Origin of the sequence: Streptomyces sp. NPDC002232 (assembly GCF_042890295.1) — a bacterium.
Classification (GTDB): domain Bacteria; phylum Actinomycetota; class Actinomycetes; order Streptomycetales; family Streptomycetaceae; genus Streptomyces.
In genome coordinates this window covers 894,285-914,871 of sequence record NZ_JBIARV010000005.1, presented here as the reverse complement: position 1 = coordinate 914,871, position 20,587 = coordinate 894,285, and the positions used below count along the sequence as shown (strand labels likewise).

Annotated in this window: 17 protein-coding genes; 14 read left to right on the top strand and 3 right to left on the bottom strand. The window is 74.0% G+C overall.

The window, feature by feature from the left end; all coding sequences use genetic code 11:
- Positions 1–16: 16 nt before the first annotated feature.
- Positions 17–1,129, bottom strand: coding sequence for a radical SAM protein (locus ACFYXU_RS27180; protein WP_361404320.1), 1,113 nt, complete (start codon positions 1,127–1,129; stop codon positions 17–19).
- A 101-nt stretch (positions 1,130–1,230) separates the two neighbouring features.
- Positions 1,231–1,950 (bottom strand): Phenylacetic acid catabolic protein, encoded by a 720-nt coding sequence (locus ACFYXU_RS27175; protein WP_329857161.1) that lies wholly within the window; start codon positions 1,948–1,950, stop codon positions 1,231–1,233.
- 465 nt (positions 1,951–2,415) lie between these two features.
- Between ACFYXU_RS27175 and ACFYXU_RS27170 the strand changes: the two genes are divergently transcribed.
- From ACFYXU_RS27170 to ACFYXU_RS27145, 6 genes are all read left to right on the top strand, one after another.
- On the top strand, positions 2,416–3,636 hold the full coding sequence (locus ACFYXU_RS27170) for a PLP-dependent aminotransferase family protein (RefSeq protein ID WP_389460374.1): 1,221 nt from the start codon (positions 2,416–2,418) through the stop codon (positions 3,634–3,636).
- A gap of 131 nt (positions 3,637–3,767) precedes the next feature.
- The gene (locus ACFYXU_RS27165) at positions 3,768–4,223 is read left to right on the top strand and encodes a PaaI family thioesterase (RefSeq protein ID WP_376511147.1); all 456 of its coding nucleotides are present in this window, start codon (positions 3,768–3,770) and stop codon (positions 4,221–4,223) included.
- A gap of 84 nt (positions 4,224–4,307) precedes the next feature.
- Positions 4,308–4,739 carry a cell division protein SepF gene (locus ACFYXU_RS27160; protein WP_361404332.1) on the top strand — a complete coding sequence of 144 codons (432 nt, stop codon included), beginning with the start codon at positions 4,308–4,310 and terminating at the stop codon, positions 4,737–4,739.
- A 559-nt stretch (positions 4,740–5,298) separates the two neighbouring features.
- Positions 5,299–6,405 carry an ATP-binding protein gene (locus ACFYXU_RS27155; protein WP_389460372.1) on the top strand — a complete coding sequence of 369 codons (1,107 nt, stop codon included), beginning with the start codon at positions 5,299–5,301 and terminating at the stop codon, positions 6,403–6,405.
- Positions 6,402–6,824, top strand: coding sequence for a nucleotide pyrophosphohydrolase (locus tag ACFYXU_RS27150; protein WP_376511151.1), 423 nt, complete (start codon positions 6,402–6,404; stop codon positions 6,822–6,824). The genes ACFYXU_RS27155 and ACFYXU_RS27150 overlap by 4 nt, the downstream gene beginning before the upstream one ends.
- A 126-nt stretch (positions 6,825–6,950) precedes the next feature.
- Positions 6,951–7,439 carry a DUF6099 family protein gene (locus ACFYXU_RS27145; protein ID WP_376511153.1) on the top strand — a complete coding sequence of 163 codons (489 nt, stop codon included), beginning with the start codon at positions 6,951–6,953 and terminating at the stop codon, positions 7,437–7,439.
- 197 nt (positions 7,440–7,636) lie between these two features.
- Here ACFYXU_RS27145 and ACFYXU_RS27140 read toward each other — a convergent pair whose 3' ends face one another.
- A complete protein-coding gene (locus ACFYXU_RS27140; RefSeq protein WP_389408590.1) occupies positions 7,637–7,924 on the bottom strand; it encodes a hypothetical protein in 288 nt (95 codons plus the stop codon).
- Between the two features lie 244 nt (positions 7,925–8,168).
- On the opposite strand from ACFYXU_RS27140, the gene ACFYXU_RS27135 reads away from it, so the two are divergent.
- From ACFYXU_RS27135 to ACFYXU_RS27100, 8 genes are all read left to right on the top strand, one after another.
- Complete coding sequence (locus tag ACFYXU_RS27135; protein WP_389408496.1) at positions 8,169–9,092, top strand: LLM class F420-dependent oxidoreductase; 924 nt, start codon at positions 8,169–8,171, stop codon at positions 9,090–9,092.
- A gap of 13 nt (positions 9,093–9,105) precedes the next feature.
- Positions 9,106–10,029, top strand: a complete 924-nt coding sequence (gene mmuM / locus ACFYXU_RS27130) for a homocysteine S-methyltransferase (RefSeq protein ID WP_389460370.1) — start codon at positions 9,106–9,108, stop codon at positions 10,027–10,029.
- 73 nt (positions 10,030–10,102) lie between these two features.
- Positions 10,103–11,770 carry a 3' terminal RNA ribose 2'-O-methyltransferase Hen1 gene (locus ACFYXU_RS27125; RefSeq protein ID WP_389460368.1) on the top strand — a complete coding sequence of 556 codons (1,668 nt, stop codon included), beginning with the start codon at positions 10,103–10,105 and terminating at the stop codon, positions 11,768–11,770.
- Positions 11,767–14,295, top strand: a complete 2,529-nt coding sequence (locus tag ACFYXU_RS27120) for a polynucleotide kinase-phosphatase (RefSeq protein ID WP_389460366.1) — start codon at positions 11,767–11,769, stop codon at positions 14,293–14,295. The genes ACFYXU_RS27125 and ACFYXU_RS27120 overlap by 4 nt, the downstream gene beginning before the upstream one ends.
- A gap of 546 nt (positions 14,296–14,841) precedes the next feature.
- The gene (locus tag ACFYXU_RS27115) at positions 14,842–15,567 is read left to right on the top strand and encodes a Crp/Fnr family transcriptional regulator (protein WP_329857151.1); all 726 of its coding nucleotides are present in this window, start codon (positions 14,842–14,844) and stop codon (positions 15,565–15,567) included.
- A 78-nt stretch (positions 15,568–15,645) separates the two neighbouring features.
- The gene (locus ACFYXU_RS27110; RefSeq protein ID WP_389460364.1) at positions 15,646–16,479 is read left to right on the top strand and encodes a hypothetical protein; all 834 of its coding nucleotides are present in this window, start codon (positions 15,646–15,648) and stop codon (positions 16,477–16,479) included.
- Positions 16,476–18,890 carry a hypothetical protein gene (locus ACFYXU_RS27105; RefSeq protein WP_389460362.1) on the top strand — a complete coding sequence of 805 codons (2,415 nt, stop codon included), beginning with the start codon at positions 16,476–16,478 and terminating at the stop codon, positions 18,888–18,890. The genes ACFYXU_RS27110 and ACFYXU_RS27105 overlap by 4 nt, the downstream gene beginning before the upstream one ends.
- Positions 18,887–20,548: a hypothetical protein gene (locus ACFYXU_RS27100; RefSeq protein WP_389460360.1), complete on the top strand. Its 1,662-nt coding sequence runs from the start codon at positions 18,887–18,889 to the stop codon at positions 20,546–20,548. Before ACFYXU_RS27105 ends, ACFYXU_RS27100 begins: the two co-directional genes overlap by 4 nt.
- The last annotated feature ends 39 nt before the right edge of the window (positions 20,549–20,587 follow it).

The following is a 20,587-nucleotide window of genomic DNA, read 5'->3' as shown; positions in this document are numbered from 1 at the left end:
GGACGGACGGTCTCGGTCAGGTGGCGGACCGGGAGGCGTGGTACGGCGACCAGTGCCACTGGCGCCAGTAGCTCTCCGCGATGTCCACCCACTCCTCCAGGCGCGCGGCGCTGTCCAGGAAGCGGGAGGCGCTCACCACCAGCCAGCTGTAGACGGCCTGGCTGTCGCGGCAGCCGCCGCACTCCCCGGACGTGCAGCAGAACTGCAACGTCTCGTAGTCGGCGCCCCAGGCGGCGAAGCCCGGGATCACCGGGTTGCCGTTGGCCACCCGCTCCTCGTGGTCCGGATGGTCGACGCTGAGGCTGGGGCAGACGTCGTATCCGAAGCGCGCCCCCCAGTGCGAGGTGCCGGTGATCAGGCTGCGGATGAAGTACGGATGGCTGACGACGGCCTCCGGGTACGCCTCCTTGACCCGCAGGGCCTCGTCCAGGACGCGCCGCTCGTTCGCGATCCGGATCGGGTGGTCCGAGCCGTGCTCGCTGTAGAAGTTGAAGGTGACGATGTTGCCGTTCTCGGCGATCCTGCGCACGGTCGGTTCGAGGTACGGCAGCCCGTCCTCGGAGAGCGCGAAGATGAACAGGACCCTCGGGTCGTCCCGGTAGTGCGACAGCGCCGTGTCGAACAGACCGGTGAACTTCGATCCGTTGACGCGGATGGCCCGCAGGTCGTCGTCGAGCGGCCCGCCGCCGAAGATGCTGACCGCCACCGCGATGTGCTCGAACCCCTGCATGGGCATCGGGCGCAGGCCGTTGGTGGAGATGGTGATGTACGGCAGCTCCTCGACGAAGGTCTCCACCCGGCGCAGCACCAGGGTCGGCTCACCGCCGATCAGGGTGGCCTGGTTGACGCCCTCGTCCCGCAGCCGGCGGGCGAAGGAACGGATCCTGTCCAGGTCGGAGAGCTCGCGCACGGCGGTGTCGAAGCCGCCCTCGAAGTACCAGCAGCCCTTGCAGCGGATGTTGCAGGTGTTGGTGAGGTGGACCTCGCAGGACCGCACCTCCCGGCCGAGACGGCGCAGCCGGTGCAGGCGCTCGGCGAGATCGGGACGTTCCGCCAGGAGGGCGGCGGTGCGCTCCTTGGCCTCGCGGCGGCCGAGCGGGCGCGGGGTGATGGTGAGGGGGGTGGCCATGGGCGTGCGGACTCCTCGGTCGGACTGCTGCTCGGTGTCTCTCGCGTGCGGGTGCGCCGTGCTCCTCGTACCGCGGCCCGTCGTGCGCCGGGGGCTCCGGTCTACTCCGGGACCTTCAGGCCGAGGTGTTCGATGCGCGGGGTGACCTTCGCCCGCCAGATGTCGCGGGCCTCGCCGTTGGTGGTCTGCCGCAGCCCGTAGCGGACCGCGAGCTTCGACCGCTCCGAACGCGCGCTTCCGAAGATCCGGTTGAATCCCGGCCACAACCGGTCCAGACCCCGCTGGAGTTCCTCGCGGCCCTCCTCGGTGCGGGCGAGATTCCGGCAGACCCGCGCGCCGTGCGCGATGTGCACCTTCTCGTCGAGAATGATCGTGCGCACCGCCTCGGCCCACGGTTTGTAACTGCTCTGCGCGAATTCCGAGATCATCACCATCGCGGTCTCCTCGCCGATGTACGAGAAGATTCCGCGCTCCGCCCAGGTGGTGCAGGTGTGGAACTCGTGGCCGGCGAAGAGATCACGGTCGGCGAGCCGCTGCTGTTCCATGTAGCCGGTGTCCACGCCGATGTCGGCGAGGATCCTTTTGCCGATCTTGTAGTGGTCGTACTCCTCGACCGCGCGTTCGGCGCAGACCTGGCGTTCCTCGGCGTTCGGCGCCAGCGGCAGGAACACCTGGATGTAGTCGTCGGCGCCCGACAGTTCGCCCTCGGTGTTGACGATCATTCCCCGGACGGCGATCTCCCGGTAGTCCTCGGGCATGGCGAGGAATTCCTCGGGAGTGCGGACGACGACGACCTCGTCGACGGGAACGGAAGATGCCATGGTGATCCACTCGCCTCGCTCGTTCGACTTCGACCCGAAAGCCCGCCGGCCGTGCGGCGGATACCGCGTTCCTCGCGGTGTCGGCGCGGACGCACGCTATCCACGCCGCAGCGCGTCCATCAATGAGTCCAGCGACCGGAATGGCCGATTTCCCCGAGTCGTCCGCGACGCGGGAAGAACCACGCCGATGAGCGACGGCGGCGCGTCGGACAGGGCGAGGAAAGATCACCCCGGCCCTCCTCTCCGGGGGCGACCAGCGAGAAAAGCAGGGGGAGCGCATTCCTCCGAATTTCTCTCCGGCGGCTGGATTACCACGACCCGCAGAGTGGCCGGATCGGAACGGCGGGAATCCCCACGCGCCCCCGGAACACCCCTCTCCGCGCGTTCCCGAGAGGGTCAACTCGGCCACGCCCGGCGGGAATCGAACGACCTGGACACCGCCTCCAATCTCTATATGCTGGCGCCATGCTTTCTGCCGCCTCCGCGCCCACGAACGCCACCTCCTCCGCGCCCGTGCCGGCCACCGCCTCCCGGCTGGCCGACATCGGTTCCTCGCCGGTACGGGAGATCCTGGCGCTCACCGCTCGGCCCGAGGTGATCTCGTTCGCCGGAGGCCTGCCCGCTCCCGAGCTGTTCGACATCGACGGGATCCGCGCCGCGTACGACCGCGTCCTGGCGGAGAACCCCCAGCACGCCCTCCAGTACTCGACGACCGAGGGCGACCCGGAGCTGCGGACCGCCGTCGCCGCCCGGCTCAGCGCGCGCGGACTGCCCACGGACGCCGACGACCTGCTCGTCACCACGGGCTCGCAGCAGGCGCTCACGCTCCTCACCACGGCCCTCGTCGAGCCGGGCAGCGTGGTCCTCGTCGAGGACCCCTGCTACCTCGCCGCCCTCCAGACCTTCGGCTTCGCGGGCGCCCGCGTCGTGCCCGTGCCCACCGACGACCAGGGCCTCATCCCGGAGGCCCTGGAGGAGATCGCGGTCCGCGAGAAGGCCACGCTGCTCTACATCGTCCCCACCTTCCAGAACCCCACCGGCCGCACCCTCCCCGCCGAGCGCCGTCACGCCGTCGCCGAGGCCGCCGCGCGGCACGGCTTCTGGATCATCGAGGACGACCCGTACGGCGAACTGCGCTACGACGGCGAGCGCGTCCCCGCCATCGCCGCCGACCCCGCGGCGGCCGACCGCACCGTCCTGCTCGGCTCCTTCTCCAAGGTGATGGCCCCCGGCCTCCGGCTCGGCTACCTGCGCGCGCCCGCCGGACTCCGCCGCGCCTGCGTCATCGCCAAGCAGGCCGCGGACCTGCACACCTCGACGATCGACCAGGCCGCCGCCGCCCGCTACCTGCGCGACAGCGACCTCGACGCGCACGTCGCGGTGATGCGCTCCGCCTACCAGGAGCGCCGGGACGCGATGCTGGAGGGCCTGCCGGCGGCGCTGCCCGAGGGCTCCCGGTGGAACAGGCCGGAGGGCGGCATGTTCATCTGGGCGACCCTCCCCGCCGGGTACGACGCCACGGCCCTGCTCCAGACCGCCGTCGGCCACGAGGTGGCGTACGTGCCGGGGGCGCCCTTCTTCTGCGGCGAGCCCGACCCCGGCGCGATGCGGCTGTCCTTCACGACGCACTCGGCCGAGGAGATCGGGGAGGGGCTCCGCCGACTGGCGAAGAGCTTCGTCCGATGAGGGAGGCGGGGGGCGCGGCACGGCGGGCGAACGAGGCACGGCCGGGCTCGGCTGTGCCTCCCGCTCCCACCGTCGTCCTCGGGTCTGCTTCTGCCGAGGTCCTGAGGGCCGGAGACGGGCTCGCTCCCGTCGTGGCCCAGGGGCCCGATCCGGCGGCCGTCACCCTGTCGGCGGACGAGCTCAACGCGCTCGTACAGAAGCAGTTCCCCGACTACGCGGCCTGCCGCGTCACCGACGCGAGCGGGACGGACCTCGTCATGGAGGCGGACGGGGCACGGCTCCGCACCCGCCCCGGCGGCACGATCTCCGGCCCCGAACAGGCCGGGCTCGTCGACCTCGCCGCCTTCCTCCTGATCAACGCCCGGCTCGGTCGCCCCACCCCCATGGCGCTCACCACCTCACTCCAGATCAGCTACCTCAACCGCCCCCGGCCCGGACTGCTCCGCACGCACGCGCGCATGGCCAAGTTCGGCCGGCGCCTCTGCGTCGTCCTCGCCGAACTCAGCGACGAGGCGGGCGATCTGGCGGCCTCCGCGACGGTGACGTACTCCGTGCCGCCCCCGGACGCGCGCCGCGCCGCCGGATGACACCGGACCGCGCGCCGACCACCTCCCCGGCATCACCTCGTGTCGTTGTTGGGCCGAACGGGTGAGGAGCGGGAGGATGGACCCATGAGTAGGTACGAGAGGTACGACGTCACCGACGAGCAGTGGGAGGGTCTCGCGCAGGTCCTGCCCCTGCGCGGCCGTGACGAATGGCCGTCCAGAGTCGACCACCGCCCGATCCCCGAGCCGTACGAATCCGCCGAGCAGCGCCGCATGGTCGTGCTCCGCGTGCAGGTCTTCGCCGACGCCCGCGAGGTCGCCGAGTACCTGACCGCCCAGATCCCGGTGCTCCTCGATCTGACGAGCGCCGACACCGAGGTCGCCAAGCGCATCCTCGACTTCAGCAGCGGCGTCGTCTTCGGCCTCGGCAGCGGGATGCACCGCGTCGACCGGAACGTCTTCCTGCTGGCCCCGGCCGGCACGGAGGTGGAGGGCGCGGAGAGCGAGGACGAGGAAGGCCTGGTGGACGGCCGGGGCGCCGGCGTCCCCCGATCGTAGGAAGACCATCTCGCCGTAACGGTTCGCCAGGGAATGATCTGCGTACGGTCCGGGCATGGACCTCACCGGCGGCTCCACGCTCGCCCGCACGTCAGACGCCCCCTCTTCCGACGTCGTTCCTTCCTCAGTGCACCGTTCTCCCGTACCTCCGATCCACCCTTCCCCGGACGGCTCGTCGCCCGACGGTTCTTCTCCTGACGGTTCTTCCCTCGACGACTCGTCCGCCGAAGGCTCGTCCGCCGACGGCTCTTCCTCTGTCGGTTCCGGTGCTTCCTCGGCGGGTTCGCCCCTGGCGGATTCGGCCGCCGTCGTGTCCGTTCCCTCCGTTTCCTCTGCTTCCTCCGTTCCCTCCGGAGCCGCTGTCCCCGCTCCCCGTGCGTCCTTGGTCTCCGGACTTCGGGGATCCGGGTCCCGTACCTCCGTCCCCGAGGCGCGGGGCCCGGTCGCGGGAGAGGGCCGGGTCGGCGGGGCGGGGCGGGGTGGCACGGAGCGACGAGTCGCCACGGGCGGCCGGGTCGCCGTCGGCGGCGGGGGCGCGTCGCGCGTCGCCCGGCCCGCCGTGACCGAGCTGCGGCTGTCCGCCTTCGCGGGACACCGCTCGGCCGTGCACGCGCTCGGCCCGGTCACCGTCTTCGCCGGGCCCAGCGGCAGCGGCAAGTCCACCGCGCTGCGGGCGTACGAGGCCCTGGCCCGGCTCGGTGCGGGCGACCCGCTCGACGAGGTGTTCCCCGACGCCGCCGACTGCGTCCCCGAGCGCGCCCGCCCCGACGCCCAGGGCCGGCGCGGCTTCCGGATCGGGTGCACGGTCGACGGACCCGAGGGACCCGTCCACCTCGACGTCGCGGTCCAGGCCGAGCCCCGGCTCCGGATCGTGGGCGAGCGGCTCACCGGCCGGGACGGCCGCACCCTGCTCGCCACCGCCCTCCGCGACCCCGGCCGGAGCGCCGTCCAGGCCGAGTGGCACACGGCGGGAGCCACCCCCGTCACCCGGGCCCCGTTCCCGGACGACCTGCTCGGTACGGCCCTGCTTCCGCTGCGGGTCGCCGGCAAGACCCGGGGACAGCTGGAGGTCCTGGCCGCCGCCGAGCAGGTGGTCGTGGGGCTGCGCTCCGCCTTCGCGTGCGACCCCAGGCCCGAGCGGATGCGGGCCCCCGTGCCGCCGGGCGAGGGCCGGCTGCGGCGCGGCTGCGGCAACCTCGCCGAGGTCCTCCACCGCACCCACACGGACTGCCCTCGTCGGCACCACCGCCTCGCGGCCGTCGCCGGAGCGGGTTGCGCGGGCCCGGTGACGGGTCTCGGCGTACAGGAGCTTCCGGAGGGCACCCTGCGCGCGGTCCTGGAGCGAGGCGCGCGCCCCGCCACCCCGCTGGGCCGCCTCGGTGACGGCGAACTCCGCTATCTGGCCCTCGCGCTCACCCTGCTCACCGGCCCCGGCGTCCTGGAGATGGACCGGATCGCCGAGGTGCCGGACGCCATGCAGAGCCTGACGGTGCTCGCCGACGGCCTGGACCGGGGGCTCGACGGACGCCAGCTGGGCGAACTGCTCCGACTGGCTGCGGACATCGCCGCCGACGGGCACGTCCGGGTGGCGGCCACGCTCGGCGAGCGGTCGGCGGGGGAGGCACGGCGGACGCCCGGGGTGACGGTGGTAGACCTGGGGGTGTGACGGACAACAACGACGTGGCGGGGCTTCAGCGCAGGCTGGTCGAGTTCGCGGCGGCCCGCGACTGGCAGCCCTACCACACGCCGAAGAACCTGGCAGCGGCGCTCAGCGTGGAGGCGGCCGAACTCCTGGAGATCTTCCAGTGGCTGACGCCCGAGCAAGCGGAGCGGGTGATGGAGGATCCGGAGAAGGCGCACCGGGTCGCCGACGAGGTGGCGGACGTGCTCGCCTACCTGCTCCAGTTCTGTCAGGCGGTCGGGGTCGATCCGCTCGCGGCCCTCGCCGCCAAGATCGACCGGAACGAACTCCGCTTCCCCGCCCGGAGGAGAGGCGGAGGCGCCGACGGCGTGGGGGGCGCGGAGGGGGCCGCCGGCGGAGCCGCGGAGGGGGTTCCGAGCGAAGATCGTCACTCTTCGGAGTGATCAACTTTTCCCCTTTCCGCTTCCTGTCCACAGATTTCCGAATTCCTCTGGTGTTGAGGCTCAGGCGGCCTCACTCTGGGTAATGGAGTGAGTGGGCAGTAAGTCGTACGAACGGGGGCGGCGTTGATGGAAGCGGAACGACTCATCACGCTTGGCCGGCACGCGTTGGCGGAGAGCGGGACAGCACAGGACATCGTGGCGGAGGCCTGGCAGGCGCAGGCGCTCGCCCAGGCGATAGGAAGGCACCTCGCGCTCTGCGGGCCCATGGAGCTGCGCGGTGAGGCACGGGGGCTGAGCGAGATCGGGGAGTACCCGACCTGGGGATCGGCTGGGCCGCGCGCGGCCCAGCTGACCGAAGTGGCGGATCCGTGGGGAGCGTTGACCGAGCTGGGGGAGCTGCTGGGAGAGGTGGGGATCGCGCTGGTGGGGGTGGCCTGTGCCACGGACGAGGAGGGGCTCTACTGGCAGTGCATCGAGGCCATCGATGCCGCCGACGAGTCGAGCGACCGGGTGCGCGGGATGCTGCGACGGCTCGCCGTGCGCGACGGTGAGCGCGCCCGCCCGCCCGACCCCGCCCGAGGAGGAGCGGGCCCGGGCCGGAGCCCGACGTGGTGAGCGCGGTCAGGCGCGGGGCGAGGGGAGACGGGGCGCGGGAGGACGGGGCGGCGCGGAGCCGATCGGTAGGGACTCTTGCTGAGGCCGGGGCCGGGGCCGGGGCCGGGGCCGGTGCAGGTGCCGGTGGCTGTAGCGGTGGCGGTGGCGGTGCCAGTGCCGGTGGCTGTGGCGGTGCCTGGGCCGTCGTGCCGACGCTGCTACGGGTGCTGGATGCGCTCCTCCGGGCTCTCCGGCTTCGGCCCCGCCTCCCGAGCCGGCCCCGCCTCCCGCCCCGGCTCCTGGTCCCGCACCCTGGGCGGGGTGTGGTGGTCCGGGATGGACTGGAGGTCGGCGTCCAGCTGGGAGAGGTCGGCGGAGAGCGCCGCCATCAGCTCCTCCATCTGCTGGAGCAGACCCTGGGGGGCGCCGGCGCCCTTCTGCTCGGGCACGGACCGCGGCACCGGCTGTTCGGGTACGGCCCGCTCCGGCGCGGCTTCCTGGGACATGGCGGCCTCCTCGGCCCCGGCACCGCCGCCGAGGGCGGGGCCGTGAGGGAGACGCACCGGCAGCGGCCGCCGGCGCGCGGGCCGGGCGGTCCGGCTCCGCCCGAGCCAACGACGATGCCCCTCCCCGGTCACTGGCCGGTGGAGACGCGGCCCGCCTGGGGGCCGGATGTTCACCCGACCGAGCCGGTGCGGACCGGGCGCTGACGGCGAGGTTGACGGGCACCCGACGGTGCAGGATGGAGGTATGGATCTTCGCATCTTCACGGAACCCCAGCAGGGGGCCGACTACGACACCCTCCTCGCGGTGGCCCGGGCCACCGAGGAGCTCGGATTCGACGCCTTCTTCCGATCCGACCACTACCTCAGCATGGGATCCGCCGACGGGCTGCCCGGACCCACGGACGCCTGGATCACCCTGGCCGGCCTGGCGCGGGAGACGAAGCGGATCCGGCTCGGCACCCTGATGACGGCAGGGACGTTCCGGCTCCCCGGCGTCCTCGCCATCCAGGTCGCCCAGGTCGACCGGATGTCCGGCGGCCGGGTCGAACTGGGTCTTGGAGCGGGCTGGTTCGAGCAGGAGCACAAGGCCTACGGCATCCCCTTCCCGAAGGAGCGGTTCGGCCGTCTGGAGGAGCAGCTGGCGATCGTCACCGGCCTGTGGGCGACGGAGGTCGGGAAGACGTTCAGCTACGACGGGGAGTACTACCGGCTCGCCGACTCGCCCGCGCTGCCGAAGCCGGCCCAGGCCAAGGTCCCGGTGCTGATCGGCGGGCACGGCGCGAGCCGGACGCCGCGCCTCGCCGCGCGGTACGCGGACGAGTTCAACATCCCGTTCGCCTCGGTCGAGGACAGCGAGCGGCAGTTCGGCCGGGTCCGGGCCGCCGCCGAGGCGGCCGGGCGGCCCGCCGGTGACCTGGTGTACTCCAACGCGCTGGTGGTCTGCGTCGGCAAGGACGACGCCGAGGTCGCCCGGCGGGCCGCCGCCATCGGCCGGGACGTGGACGAGCTCAGGGCGAACGGGCTCGCGGGCACGCCCGCCGAGGTCGTCGACAAGCTCGGGCGGTACGCGGCGATCGGCTCCTCCCGGGTCTACCTCCAGATCCTGGACCTGGAGGACCTCGACCACCTGGAGCTGATCTCCGCCCGGGTCCAGTCGCAGCTGGCGTGAGCGGAGCGCGGCGATGAGACCGGAACGAACGCTCGCCGAGGCCCTCGGGGCGGGGGTGCTCGTCTTCGACGGCGGCCTGTCCAACCAGCTGGAGGCGCAGGGCTGCGACCTCTCGGACGCGCTCTGGTCCGCGCGGCTCCTCGCCGACGGGCCCGAGCAGATCGAGGCGGCCCACACGGCCTACGTGCGGGCCGGGGCCCGGGTGCTGATCACGTCCAGCTATCAGGCCACGTTCGAGGGCTTCGCCCGGCGGGGCGCGGGCCGTGAGGAGGCCGCGCGGCTGCTCGCCCGGAGCGTGGAGCTCGCCAGGTCGGCGGGGGAGGCCGTGGGAGAGGAGGTGTGGGTCGCCGCGTCCGTCGGACCGTACGGGGCGATGCTCGCCGACGGCAGCGAGTACCGGGGACGGTACGGGCTGACCGTGGGCGCTCTCGAGCGGTTCCACCGGCCCCGGATCGAGGTGCTCGCGGCGGCCGGGCCGGACGTTCTGGCCCTGGAGACGGTGCCGGACGCGGACGAGGCGGCGGCGCTGCTGCGGGCGGTCGAGGGGTGCGGGGTGCCGGTGTGGCTCTCGTACACCGTCGAGGGCGGCCGGACCCGGGCCGGGCAGGACCTCGCGGAGGCCTTCGCGGTCGCCGCGGGGAACGACCAGGTCGTGGCCGTCGGGGTGAACTGCTGCGACCCCGCGGAGGCGGGGGACGCCGTGGAGCTCGCCGTGGCCGTCACCGGGAAGCCGGCCGTGGTCTACCCCAACAGCGGGGAGCGGTGGGACGCCCGCGCGCGGGGCTGGAGCGGGGACATGGCCTTCGACCCGGAGCGGGCCCTCGCCTGGGCCGGGGCGGGCGCCCGGCTGGTCGGCGGCTGCTGCCGCGTCGGGCCGGAGACCATCGGCGCGCTCGCCGGCACCCTGGCGGCGGAGAGGGGGGACGGCACCGGCTGAGGGAGGCGCGCCCCGGCCCGGCGGCACGGAAAATGCCTGGTGGGGAGGGGAGGGGCGAACCATACTCGAAGACGTGTTCCTGACGATCAGTACGACCGGCAACCCGGAGCGACCCGCGACCGATCTCGGCTTCCTGCTGCACAAGCATCCCGAGCGGGCGCAGACGTTCCCGACCTCGCACGGCACGGCGCACGTCCTCTATCCCGAGGCGAGCGCCGAGCGGTGCACCGCGGCACTCCTCCTGGAGGTGGACCCCGTGGCGCTGGTGCGCCGCGGCAAGGGCAAGGGCCGGGGCGGCGCCCCGGACTCGGCGCTCGCGCAGTACGTGAACGACCGTCCCTACGCGGCGTCCTCGCTGCTCGCGGTCGCGCTCGCCAAGGTCTTCAAGACGGCGCTGCACGGCGAGTGCAAGGCGATGCCCGAGCGGGCGGCCGCGCCGCTGCCGCTGCGCGTCGAGGTCCCCGCGCTCCCCGCCCGGGGCGGCGCGGAGCTGGTGCGCGCGCTGTTCGGGCCGCTGGGCTGGGCCACCGTGGAGGCCGAACCGGTGCCGCTGGACCGGGAGTTCCCCGCGTGGGGCGACTCGCGGTACGTGCGACTGGTCCTGGAGGGCGAACTGCGGCTCGCGGACGCCCTCAACCACCTGTACGTCCTGCTGCCCGTCCTCGACGACGCCAAGCACTACTGGGTCGCGCCCGACGAGGTCGACAAGCTGCTGCGCGCCGGTGACGGCTGGCTGGCCGGCCACCCCGAGCGGAAGCTGATCACCGCCCGCTACCTCTCGCGTCGCCGGGGCCTGGCCCGCGAGGCGACGGAGCGGCTCGAACTGGTGCGGCTCGCCGAGGCCGAGGGCCTCGACGTGGAGGACGTCGACAACGCCGTCGACGAGACCACCGACACGGAGGAGCGTCCCGTGCCGCTCGCCGAGCGGCGGCGCGAGGCGATCCTCGGCGCCCTCACGGCGGCCGGCGCGAGCCGGGTGCTCGACCTGGGCTGCGGACAGGGCCAGTTGGTGCAGGCCCTGCTCAAGGACCCGCGCTTCACGGAGATCGTCGGCGTCGACGTCTCCGCGCGGGCCCTGGGCATCGCCGCGCGCCGGCTGCGCCTCGACCGGATGGGGGAGCGGCAGGCCGCGCGGGTGAAGCTGACGCAGGGTTCCCTCGCGTACACCGACAAGCGGCTGGCCGGCTACGACGCCGCCGTGCTCAGCGAGGTGATCGAGCACCTGGACCTGCCGAGGCTGCCGGCGCTGGAGTTCGCGGTGTTCGGCTCGGCCCGGCCCGGCACGGTCGTCGTGACCACGCCGAACGTCGAGTACAACGTCCTCTGGGAGACGCTCCCGGCCGGGCACGTCCGGCACGGCGACCACCGTTTCGAATGGACCCGGAAGGAGTTCCGGGACTGGGCGGCGGGGATCGCGGGCCAGTACGGCTACGCAGTCGGGTTCGCCCCCGTGGGACCGGACGACCCGGAGGTCGGCCCCCCGACGCAGATGGCCGTCTTCCGTCGTACGGACAGCCGTGACGCAGGCCATTCCGGCAACGGCACCGGCACCGGCACCGGCACGGGCAACGGCAACGGCACCGGCACGGGCACCAGCAATGGCACCGGCACGGGCACCGACCACCGCACCGACCACCTGACCCCCGACACCACCGACACCACCGACCACCGCACCCACGACACCACCGACCACGCCACCGACCACCGTTCCGACGGGTCCTCGAAGGAGGCAGCCGCATGACCCGCACCCTGCCCGTCACCGATCTGTCCCTCGTGGTGCTGGTCGGTGCCACCGGTTCCGGCAAGTCGACCTTCGCCCGGCGCCACTTCAGGCCGACCGAGGTCCTGTCCTCCGACTTCTGCCGGGGGCTCGTCGCCGACGACGAGAACGACCAGTCCGCGAGCCGGGACGCCTTCGACGTCCTGCACCACATCGCGGGCAAGCGCCTCGCGGCCGGACGGCTCACCGTCGTCGACGCCACGAACGTGCAGCCGGAGGCCCGGCGTCAGCTCGTCCAGCTGGCCAGGGCCCACGACGTGCTGCCGATCGCGATCGTCCTCGACCTGCCCGAGGAGGTGTGCCGCACCCGGAACGCCGCGCGGCCCGACCGGGCGGACCTGCCCCCGCACGTCATCCCGCGGCACCGGCGCGAGCTGCGCCGTTCGCTGCGCGGACTGGAGCGCGAGGGCTTCCGCAAGGTGCACGTGCTGCGCTCGGTGGAGGAGGTCGAGGAGGCCGAGGTCGTCCTGGAGCGCCGCTTCAACGACCTGCGGCACCTCACCGGGCCGTTCGACGTCATCGGCGACATCCACGGCTGCCGCTCCGAGCTGGAGACCCTGCTCGCGAAGCTCGGCTACGTCGACGGACACCACCCCGAGGGGCGGACGGCCGTCTTCGTCGGCGATCTCGTCGACCGGGGTCCGGACTCGCCGGGCGTCCTGCGCCGCGTCATGGCGATGGTCGCGGCCGGCGACGCCCTGTGCGTCCCCGGCAACCACGAGAACAAGCTCGGCCGGTGGCTCAAGGGACGGAAGGTCCAGGAGACGCACGGACTCGCCGAGACCATCGAGCAGCTGGGGCGCGAGAGCGAGGAGTTCCGGGCGGAGGTCGGACGGTTCATCGAGGGACTCGTCAGCCACTACGTGCTCGACGGCGGGAACCTCGTGGTCTGTCACGCCGGTCTGCCGGAGAAGTACCACGGCCGCACCTCCGGGCGGGTCCGCTCGCACGCGCTGTACGGGGACACCACGGGTGAGACCGACGAGTTCGGGCTTCCGGTGCGCTACCCGTGGGCGGAGGAGTACCGGGGCCGGGCCACCGTCGTCTACGGGCACACCCCCGTGCCGAACACCTCCTGGATCAACAACACGCTCTGCCTCGACACCGGGGCCGTCTTCGGCGGGAAGATGACCGCGCTGCGCTGGCCGGAGCGCGAGCTCGTCGACGTGCCCGCGGAGCGGGTCTGGTACGAGCCGGCGCGGCCCCTCGCCACCGAGGCGCCCGGCGGGCACCAGGGACGCCCCCTGGACCTGGCCGACGTGCACGGACGGCGGATCGTGGAGACCCGTCACCTCGGGAACGTCGCCGTGCGCGAGGAGAACGCCGCGGCGGCCCTGGAGGTCATGAGCCGCTTCGCCGTCGACCCCAGGCTGCTCGCCTACCTGCCGCCCACCATGGCGCCCACGGCCACCTCCCGTGAGGAGGGCTACCTGGAGCACCCGGCCGAGGCCTTCGCCCAGTACCGGGCGGACGGTGTCGAGCGGGTCGTGTGCGAGGAGAAGCACATGGGCTCCCGGGCCGTGGCCCTCGTCTGCCGCGACGAGGAGGTGGCCCGCGAGCGCTTCGGCGTCGGCGGGGTGACGGGCGCGCTGCACACCCGTACCGGACGGCCCTTCTTCGACGACCGCGAGGTCACCGAGGAGGTCCTCGGCCGGCTGCGGACCGCGATCGGCGCCGCCGGGCTCTGGGAGGAGCTCGACACGGACTGGCTGCTGCTCGACGGCGAGCTGATGCCGTGGTCGCTCAAGTCGGCGGGCCTGCTCCGCGCGCAATACGCGGCGGTCGGCGCGGCCTCCGGAGCCGTCCTGCCCGGGGCGATCGACGCCCTGGAGCGGGCGGTGGGGCGCGGGGTCGAGGGGATCGACGGGCTGCTCGCCCGGCAGCGGGACCGGGCCGTGGACGCCGAGGCCTTCACCGAGGCGTACCGCAGGTACTGCTGGCCCACCGAGGGCCTGGAGGGGGTGCGCTTCGCGCCGTTCCAGCTGCTCGCGGCGCGCGGCCGCTCGCTCGCGGACGTGCCGCACGACGCCCAGCTGGCCTGGCTCGACCGGCTCGTCGAGCACGACCCGACCGGGCTCCTCCAGGTCACCCGCAGGCTCGTCGTCGACACCGGCGACGAGGCCTCGGTCCGCGCGGGCACCGACTGGTGGCTGGAGCTGACCGGGGCGGGCGGCGAGGGCATGGTCGTCAAGCCGCTGGCGGCGCTCGTCCGCGACGGCAGCGGACGGCTCGGGCAGCCCGGCGTGAAGGTGCGCGGGCGGGAGTACCTGCGGATCATCTACGGCCCCGAGTACACCCGCCCGGAGAACCTGGAGCGGCTGCGGCAGCGGTTCCTCGGCCACAAGCGGTCCCTCGCGCTGCGGGAGTACGCGCTCGGTCTGGAGGCGCTCGACCGGCTCGCGACGGGGGAACCGCTCTGGCGGGTCCACGAGGCCGTCTTCGCGGTCCTCGCCCTGGAGTCGGAGCCGGTCGACCCGCGCCTCTGAGGCCCGGCGCCGCCGAGGCCCGGCGCCGTCCCGGTGTCGCCGAGGCCCGGTGTCGCCGGGATGCCGGCGACACCGGGCGGAAGCGCGCAGTCCGGTGGGGGCGCGCGCGAAGGCACGACGAAGACTTCGCGCGCGCCCCCACCGATCACCGGCGCACCGCTCTCCGATCACGGGCCGATCGCCCCTCGATCACCTGCGGATCGCTCCCCGACCATCGGCCCGTCGCTCCCCATCCCGCCCACATAGGCTCCCCGATCACATGTGGATCGTTCCGCGATCACGTGCGGATCGCTCCGCGATCATCCGCGCATCGCTCCCACGGGGGGCGCAGGGGTGCCGCAGGCGGCGCTTCCCTGCGCCCCCCGTGCTCGTTGACGCGTTTCTTCCGCACCCTCTAGCGTTCTTCACCCCATGACGTGACGCAGCGTCAATAGTGTGGCGTAGCACGCCACATGAGGTGGGAACACACACGCGAATACGCCGGGCGGCCACCGGTGGACGGTCTTCCCAGGAAGGCCCGCGGGACGGTACGGGGGGTGAGCGGCGATGAGTCTCTTCGGCCAGGACCGCTCCTTCCTCCACGCCCTGCCCGCGGCCGACCGGCGGTCGCTCCTCGCCGAAGGCGCCCGGCGCGTCTACGCACCCGGGGAGGTGATGATCCGCGAGCGCGACACCAGCGCCTACGTCCTGGCGCTCCTCTCCGGCTGGTCCGTCGTCTCCGTCGGCACCGAGCGCGGATCGCGGCTCATCCTCGCCCTGCGCGGCGCGGGCGAGGTCGTCGGGGACCTCGCTGCCGTCGACCGGGGCCCGCGCAGCGCCAGCGTCACCGCCCTCGGCACGGTCGAGGCCGTCGCCGTCTCCGGCGACCGGTTCCGGCGCTTCCTCGCCGCCCGGCCGCACGCCACCGCGCTGATCATGCGCCAGCTCGCGACCCGGCTGCGCAGCGCCGACGTCGAACGCCGCGCGCTCGCCTCCGAGACCGTCCTCCAGCGCCTCGCCGCCCGGCTCGTCGAGCTGGCCGAGCGCGCCGGACGACGGTCCGACGGCGGGACCGTACTGGACCTCCCGCTGCCCCAGCACGACCTGGCGGCGGCCATCGGAGCCACCCGGGAGGCCGTGGCGAAGGCGTTGCGCCTGCTGCGGGAACAGGACGTCGTCCGCACCGCGAACCGCACCGTCGTCGTCCTCGACATGCCGGTCCTGGTGCTGCTCGCGCAGGGGCGCGCGCGCCCCGGCGGAAACCCGGCGGACGAATCTCCGCCGGGTGTGTAAACGGCTACATCGCAGGCCGCGCCGCGCGGCCAGTCTGGAACGCGCACCACCACGGCACCACACACAGGGAGTCCGAGAGTGAGCAGTCCGGGAGTGAACGGGGTAGCGGGCGGGATCCACCGGTTCGTCGTCTTCGGCGACATCTGCGGCTCCGGGACCCTCGACATGGCCGAGAAGGAGCTCCACCGGGCCGGGATGTACGCCGCGTTCGACGAGGCGTACGGTTCCGTCGGCGTCGAGCCCGGCACCTTCCACCAGGAGGACCGGGGAGACGGCATCCTGGCCGCCCTGCGCCCCGACGTGCCGCCGACGCTGATGGTCGGACGGTGGATCGACACCCTCTACGAGAGCCTGCGCGCCCACAACAGGGGCCGGAGCCGCCGCCTGCGGCTGCGGATCGGCATGAACGCCGGGCTCGTCGCGCAGGACGCCCACGGCCTCGTCGGACGGGCGGTGGACCTCGCCGCCCGGCTCTGCGACAGCGCGCCGGCCAAGCGCATCATGACGGAGAGCCCGGAGACCGACCTGCTGGTCGTGGTCTCCGACTGGCTGTACGGGAACGTGGTCGCCGAGGGCGGGCGGTACGTCGAGCCGGCCCACTACCGGCCCGCCCGCATCCGGTCCAAGGAGACCGACGAGACCGCGTGGTTCCACGTACCGCGCAGCCCCGCCCCGCCGCTGACCGGGACGGACACGCAGCCGCCGGCGCGCGAGGGGGAGCGGACTCCGGCCGGGGGTCCACGGACCGGCGTTGGGCCGTCGCGGGGGGACGGCCCAACGCCCCGGACCAAGGGCGGGAACCGTACGTACCACGTCGGGGGAGACCTGCTCGACGTCCACGGCAACACGATCCACGGGAACTTCACCGGCATACAGAAGGGCTCCGGCGCGGAGGCGGGTGAACAGCGGTGAGCGACCCGGACGAGCCGTCGGGCAACGACTCCCCGGACTCGGGCCACGACCGCGACGACCGGGGGGACCGGGGCGACGGCGGCCGGGGCGGCGAGCGGGGGGACGGGCACGACCGGAGCGGCGAGCGGGGCGATCGCGGCGACCGTGGAAACCGCTCCGACCGCGACCGCGACGGCGAGCGGGCCGACGGCGCCGGCGACCAGCCGCGCGAGCCCAGCGTCTTCGCCGCCGCCGACCGGGGCCCCCTCGGCGGCGAGAGCGACACCGGCGGCGCCGCCACCGCGCTGCGGGCCGTCCGCACCTGGGCGGGCGGCGCGGCCGACCGCCTGACCACCATCCACGGCGACGGCACGGTCTTCGAGGGCAACCAGATCTTCGCCCTGTACGGCTCCGACCGCTCCCTCTTCGTCCAGGGCCCCGTCCCGCCCGAGACGCTCGACCACCTGGGCCGGGTGTACTGCGCGACCGCGGGATACGCCCGGATGCGCGACCGGCTCCGCGACCACCGGGTCCTCGTCCTGTGCGGCGAACCCGGCAGCGGCCGCAAGGCCACCGCGCTCGCCCTCCTCGACGAGCTCACCGGCGGCAAGGTCTTCCGCCTCGACCCCCGTCACGGCGTCGACGAGATCACCGAGGACGCCCTCCAGGAGAGCGGCGGCCATCTCCTGGAGCTGCTCACGGAGGACGTCCGCACCGAGAGCGAGCCCCGCCCCGCCCGCTCCGGCCGGGGCGAGCACACGAGTGTCGCCCGCCGCCCCGCCACCCGCCTCTCCGAGCTGCACCTCGACCGCTTCGGCGAACTCCTGCGCGGCCGGGAGGCGTACGGGATCGTCCTCGTCGAGAACGGGGAGCTCGCCGACCGGCTGCTGCGCGGACGGTACGGGATGTACTGCCCGCCCCCGCCGGCCGACGAGGTCCTCCACCGCCACCTCTGGCACCGGCTGCGCGCCGAGCCCGACGAGGCCCTCGGCTCCGCACGCGCGCGGGCCCGGCGACCCGACGTCGTCCGGGCCCTCGGCCTTGAGGAGCTGCGGCCCCGCGAGGCCGCCCGGCTCGCCGACCACCTGGCCCGGCACTGGCGCGGCGAGATGACCGACGCGGAACTCCTCGTCGAATGCACCAGCTTCGTCCGCTCGCAGGCCCGCGAGTGGTTCGCCGGCGCCGACCGGCCCGGCGCGCTCCCCGAGGCGCTGCCGGTCCTGAACGCCGGCGCGTTCCGCGTCGCCGTCGCCGTCTTCGACGGCTCCGCCTACAGCCTCGCCGCCGAGGCCGCCGAGCTCCTCGCCTGGGAACTCGCCGTCACGCTCGACCCCGACCACGCCCCGGGGCGGCGCCTGTTCGGCACCCACGCCGAACACCGGCCCGTGCAGGCCAGGGCCGTCCTGGAGGACGGCGAGCTGGACCTCGGCCCCGCCAAGGTGCCGGTGCGCGCCGTCCGCTTCCAGGGCGAGGCGCTGGCCGGAGCCGTCCTCGGCGAGATCTGGCACGGCTACCACAACGTCCGCGGCCCGGTCGCCCGGTGGCTGCGCGCCCTGTGCGACGACGCCCGCCCCGAGGTGTGGGTGCGGGCCTCCGTCGCCGCCGGGGTGCTCTGCTCCTGGGACTGGATCCACGGCTTCCGCGAGCTGGTCGTGCCGCTGGCCGTGACGGACGAGCCCCGGGCCCGGATGGCCGCCGCCACCGCGCTCGCCGAGGCCGCCCGGGACCCGCGGGTCCGGCCCGCCGTCGCCGCCGTGCTCAAGGACTGGGCCGGTTCGGGCGAGGACACCCTCGTCCGGACGGCGCTGCTCGCCCACGGATACGTCCTGGCGGCGGGGAGCGTCCCCGGTTCGCTCGACGCCCTGGCCCGGGTCGTCAGGACCCGCGAGGCGAGCGACATCGACGTGCTCGTGCCCGCCTCCTTCAGCGTGGCGCGGCTGCTCGCCTCGGGCGAACCGGAACCCGTCGTGAGCCGCCTCCACGGGTGGCTCGACGACGGCCGGGTCAACCTCGCCAACCTGGTGCACCTCGCCGTCATCCGGGCGCTCAGCACCCGGACCACCCATCTGTGGGGGCTGCGCGAGGTGCCCGAGCTCGACGAGCACGCGGCCCGCCCCCTGCTCGTCGCGCTCCTCGCCACCCGGCCCGCCCTCGCCCCCGAACTGGCCCGGCTGCTGCGGCACACGCTCGCCACGGCCCGCTCCGGAGAGGCCGCCCTGGAAGCGCTCGGCGGCATGCTCCGGCGCGCCGCGAAGGACCCCGGGGCGCTCGCGCACGTCCGCGCCTTCCTGCCGCGCCTCGCGGTGGACCGCCGCGACCGCGACCGGCTGAGGGGATTGCTCAACGAACTGGTCCGGGACCGTGACCGGCCCCTGGACAGGAGCGCGGCGCGCCGGATGTGGGACGCCGTGACGGAAGGAGCGAACCGATGACCGGGCCCGAGCAGGACAGGAACGCGCGGCCGGACGAGCGGGACCGGGACGAGCGGCGCAGGTACCAGGACCGCGACGGGCGGGAGCGGCAGCGATACGAAGACCGGGAGCCCCGGGACGACCGTGACGACCGGGACCGGCCCCGGTACCAGGACCGGGACGGGCGCGAGCGTCAGCGGTACGAAGACCGGGACGGACGCCGGCCGTACGAGCGGCAGAACGGGGGACAGCACCCCGGCACCCGCGACCCGGACGACGACCCCGATGCCGACCTCGACCGCGAGGACGAGCAGGAGCGGCAGCGCGGCCGGGTGCGGCCGCACGCGGCGGCCACCGGCGGCTCCCGCGCCCCCGGACGCCCGCGCGGCCCCCTCGTCGGCGAGTACGCGCCCCCGTACCGCCGCCGGAGCGGCAAGATCGCCGCCGTGCTCCTCTACCGCAACGGCGGCCACCGGGTGATCTGGCCGGACCGCACGGAGGACGTCAACAAGCCGATGTTCGCCTCTCCGTACACCGTCTTCGAGGTGCGGCTCGGGCGCAACGTCACCGAGTTCCGCCTCCAGCTGCCCGCCGCCGGGGACGGCGTCTTCTTCGACGCCGTCGCCAAGGTGCAGTGGGTGGTGACCGACCCGCACCTGGTCGTCCAGGAACAGGTCGAGGACGTCGCCGAGCTGCTCCACGACGAGCTGCTCGACGCGCTGCGCAGGATCTCCCGGCGCTATCGGATCACCGACGCGCACCGTGCCGACGAGGCCGTCCGCGAGGAACTCGCCGCCGGGCGCCTCGGCTTCGGCAGGGACATCGGCCTGCGGACCCGGGTCCTCGTCTTCATCGACCTCGACGACTCCGTCAGGGCCGAGGTCTCCCGGCGGGACATCGTCAGCGTCACCATGGAGGCCGACGACCGCGTCGCCCAGGCACGCCGGGCCAGCGAGGCCGCGAACCGCGCCCTGGTCGCCGAGCGCGCCCGCGAGCTGGAGGCCCTCTTCCGGCGCGGCGACCTCGCCCAGATCGCGCACCACATGGCGATGCACCCCGACAAGCAGTGGGAGATCCGCACCCAGCTCCAGCAGGAACGGCGCGAGGGCCAGGACGACTACCTGCGCGTCTTCAGCCGCCTCCTGGACACCGGCGTCCTGGAACGCCACGACATCGGCGAGCAGATGTACCAGGTGCTCATGTACCTGCGGTCCCAGACCGGCAGCGTCCTCGGCGGCATCACCGACCGGGTCCTCAACCCCTCGGGCGACACCCCCCGGCGACGCCGCGCCCTGGAGGAGGCGTCCCCGGAGCCGAGCGACCCGGACTGGGACGAGGACCGCCGGGGCGTCCGCGACGAGCCCCGGGCCGAGAACCGTCGGGGCGCCCGCGACGAGCCCTGGGACGAGGAGGAGCACGGCGAGGCCGCCCACGACCCCCGGGTCTACGAACCGACCCGCGTCGAGTCGGGCTCCGAGCGCGAGCGGTCCCGGGGCCGTCGCGACGACGGGTTCGACGACGGCCGCGACCGGTACGAGCCGGACGCGTACGAGCGGAACGACCGGTACGACCGCGACGACCCGTACGACCGCACGGGCCGCGACCGGCCCCGCAGGTCTCCGGGGCCCGCCCGCTCCGCCCGGCCCAGCTCCGACTTCGACGACTGGGACGACGAATGAGCGCCCAGGACCCGGCCCCGCCCCCCGCGCCGCCCCCGC

Excerpts from the sequence above, each read along its gene's own strand:
- ACFYXU_RS27115 (WP_329857151.1), top strand. The coding sequence starts at position 14,842 with ATGAGTCTCTTCGGCCAGGACCGCTCCTTCCTCCACGCCCTGCCCGCG.
- mmuM (WP_389460370.1), top strand. The coding sequence starts at position 9,106 with ATGAGACCGGAACGAACGCTCGCCGAGGCCCTCGGGGCGGGGGTGCTC.
- ACFYXU_RS27170 (WP_389460374.1), top strand. The coding sequence starts at position 2,416 with ATGCTTTCTGCCGCCTCCGCGCCCACGAACGCCACCTCCTCCGCGCCC.
- ACFYXU_RS27140 (WP_389408590.1), bottom strand. The coding sequence starts at position 7,924 with ATGTCCCAGGAAGCCGCGCCGGAGCGGGCCGTACCCGAACAGCCGGTG.
- ACFYXU_RS27120 (WP_389460366.1), top strand. The coding sequence starts at position 11,767 with ATGACCCGCACCCTGCCCGTCACCGATCTGTCCCTCGTGGTGCTGGTC.
- ACFYXU_RS27135 (WP_389408496.1), top strand. The coding sequence starts at position 8,169 with ATGGATCTTCGCATCTTCACGGAACCCCAGCAGGGGGCCGACTACGAC.
- ACFYXU_RS27160 (WP_361404332.1), top strand. The coding sequence starts at position 4,308 with ATGAGTAGGTACGAGAGGTACGACGTCACCGACGAGCAGTGGGAGGGT.
- ACFYXU_RS27180 (WP_361404320.1), bottom strand. The coding sequence starts at position 1,129 with ATGGCCACCCCCCTCACCATCACCCCGCGCCCGCTCGGCCGCCGCGAG.
- ACFYXU_RS27145 (WP_376511153.1), top strand. The coding sequence starts at position 6,951 with ATGGAAGCGGAACGACTCATCACGCTTGGCCGGCACGCGTTGGCGGAG.
- ACFYXU_RS27175 (WP_329857161.1), bottom strand. The coding sequence starts at position 1,950 with ATGGCATCTTCCGTTCCCGTCGACGAGGTCGTCGTCGTCCGCACTCCC.
- ACFYXU_RS27100 (WP_389460360.1), top strand. The coding sequence starts at position 18,887 with ATGACCGGGCCCGAGCAGGACAGGAACGCGCGGCCGGACGAGCGGGAC.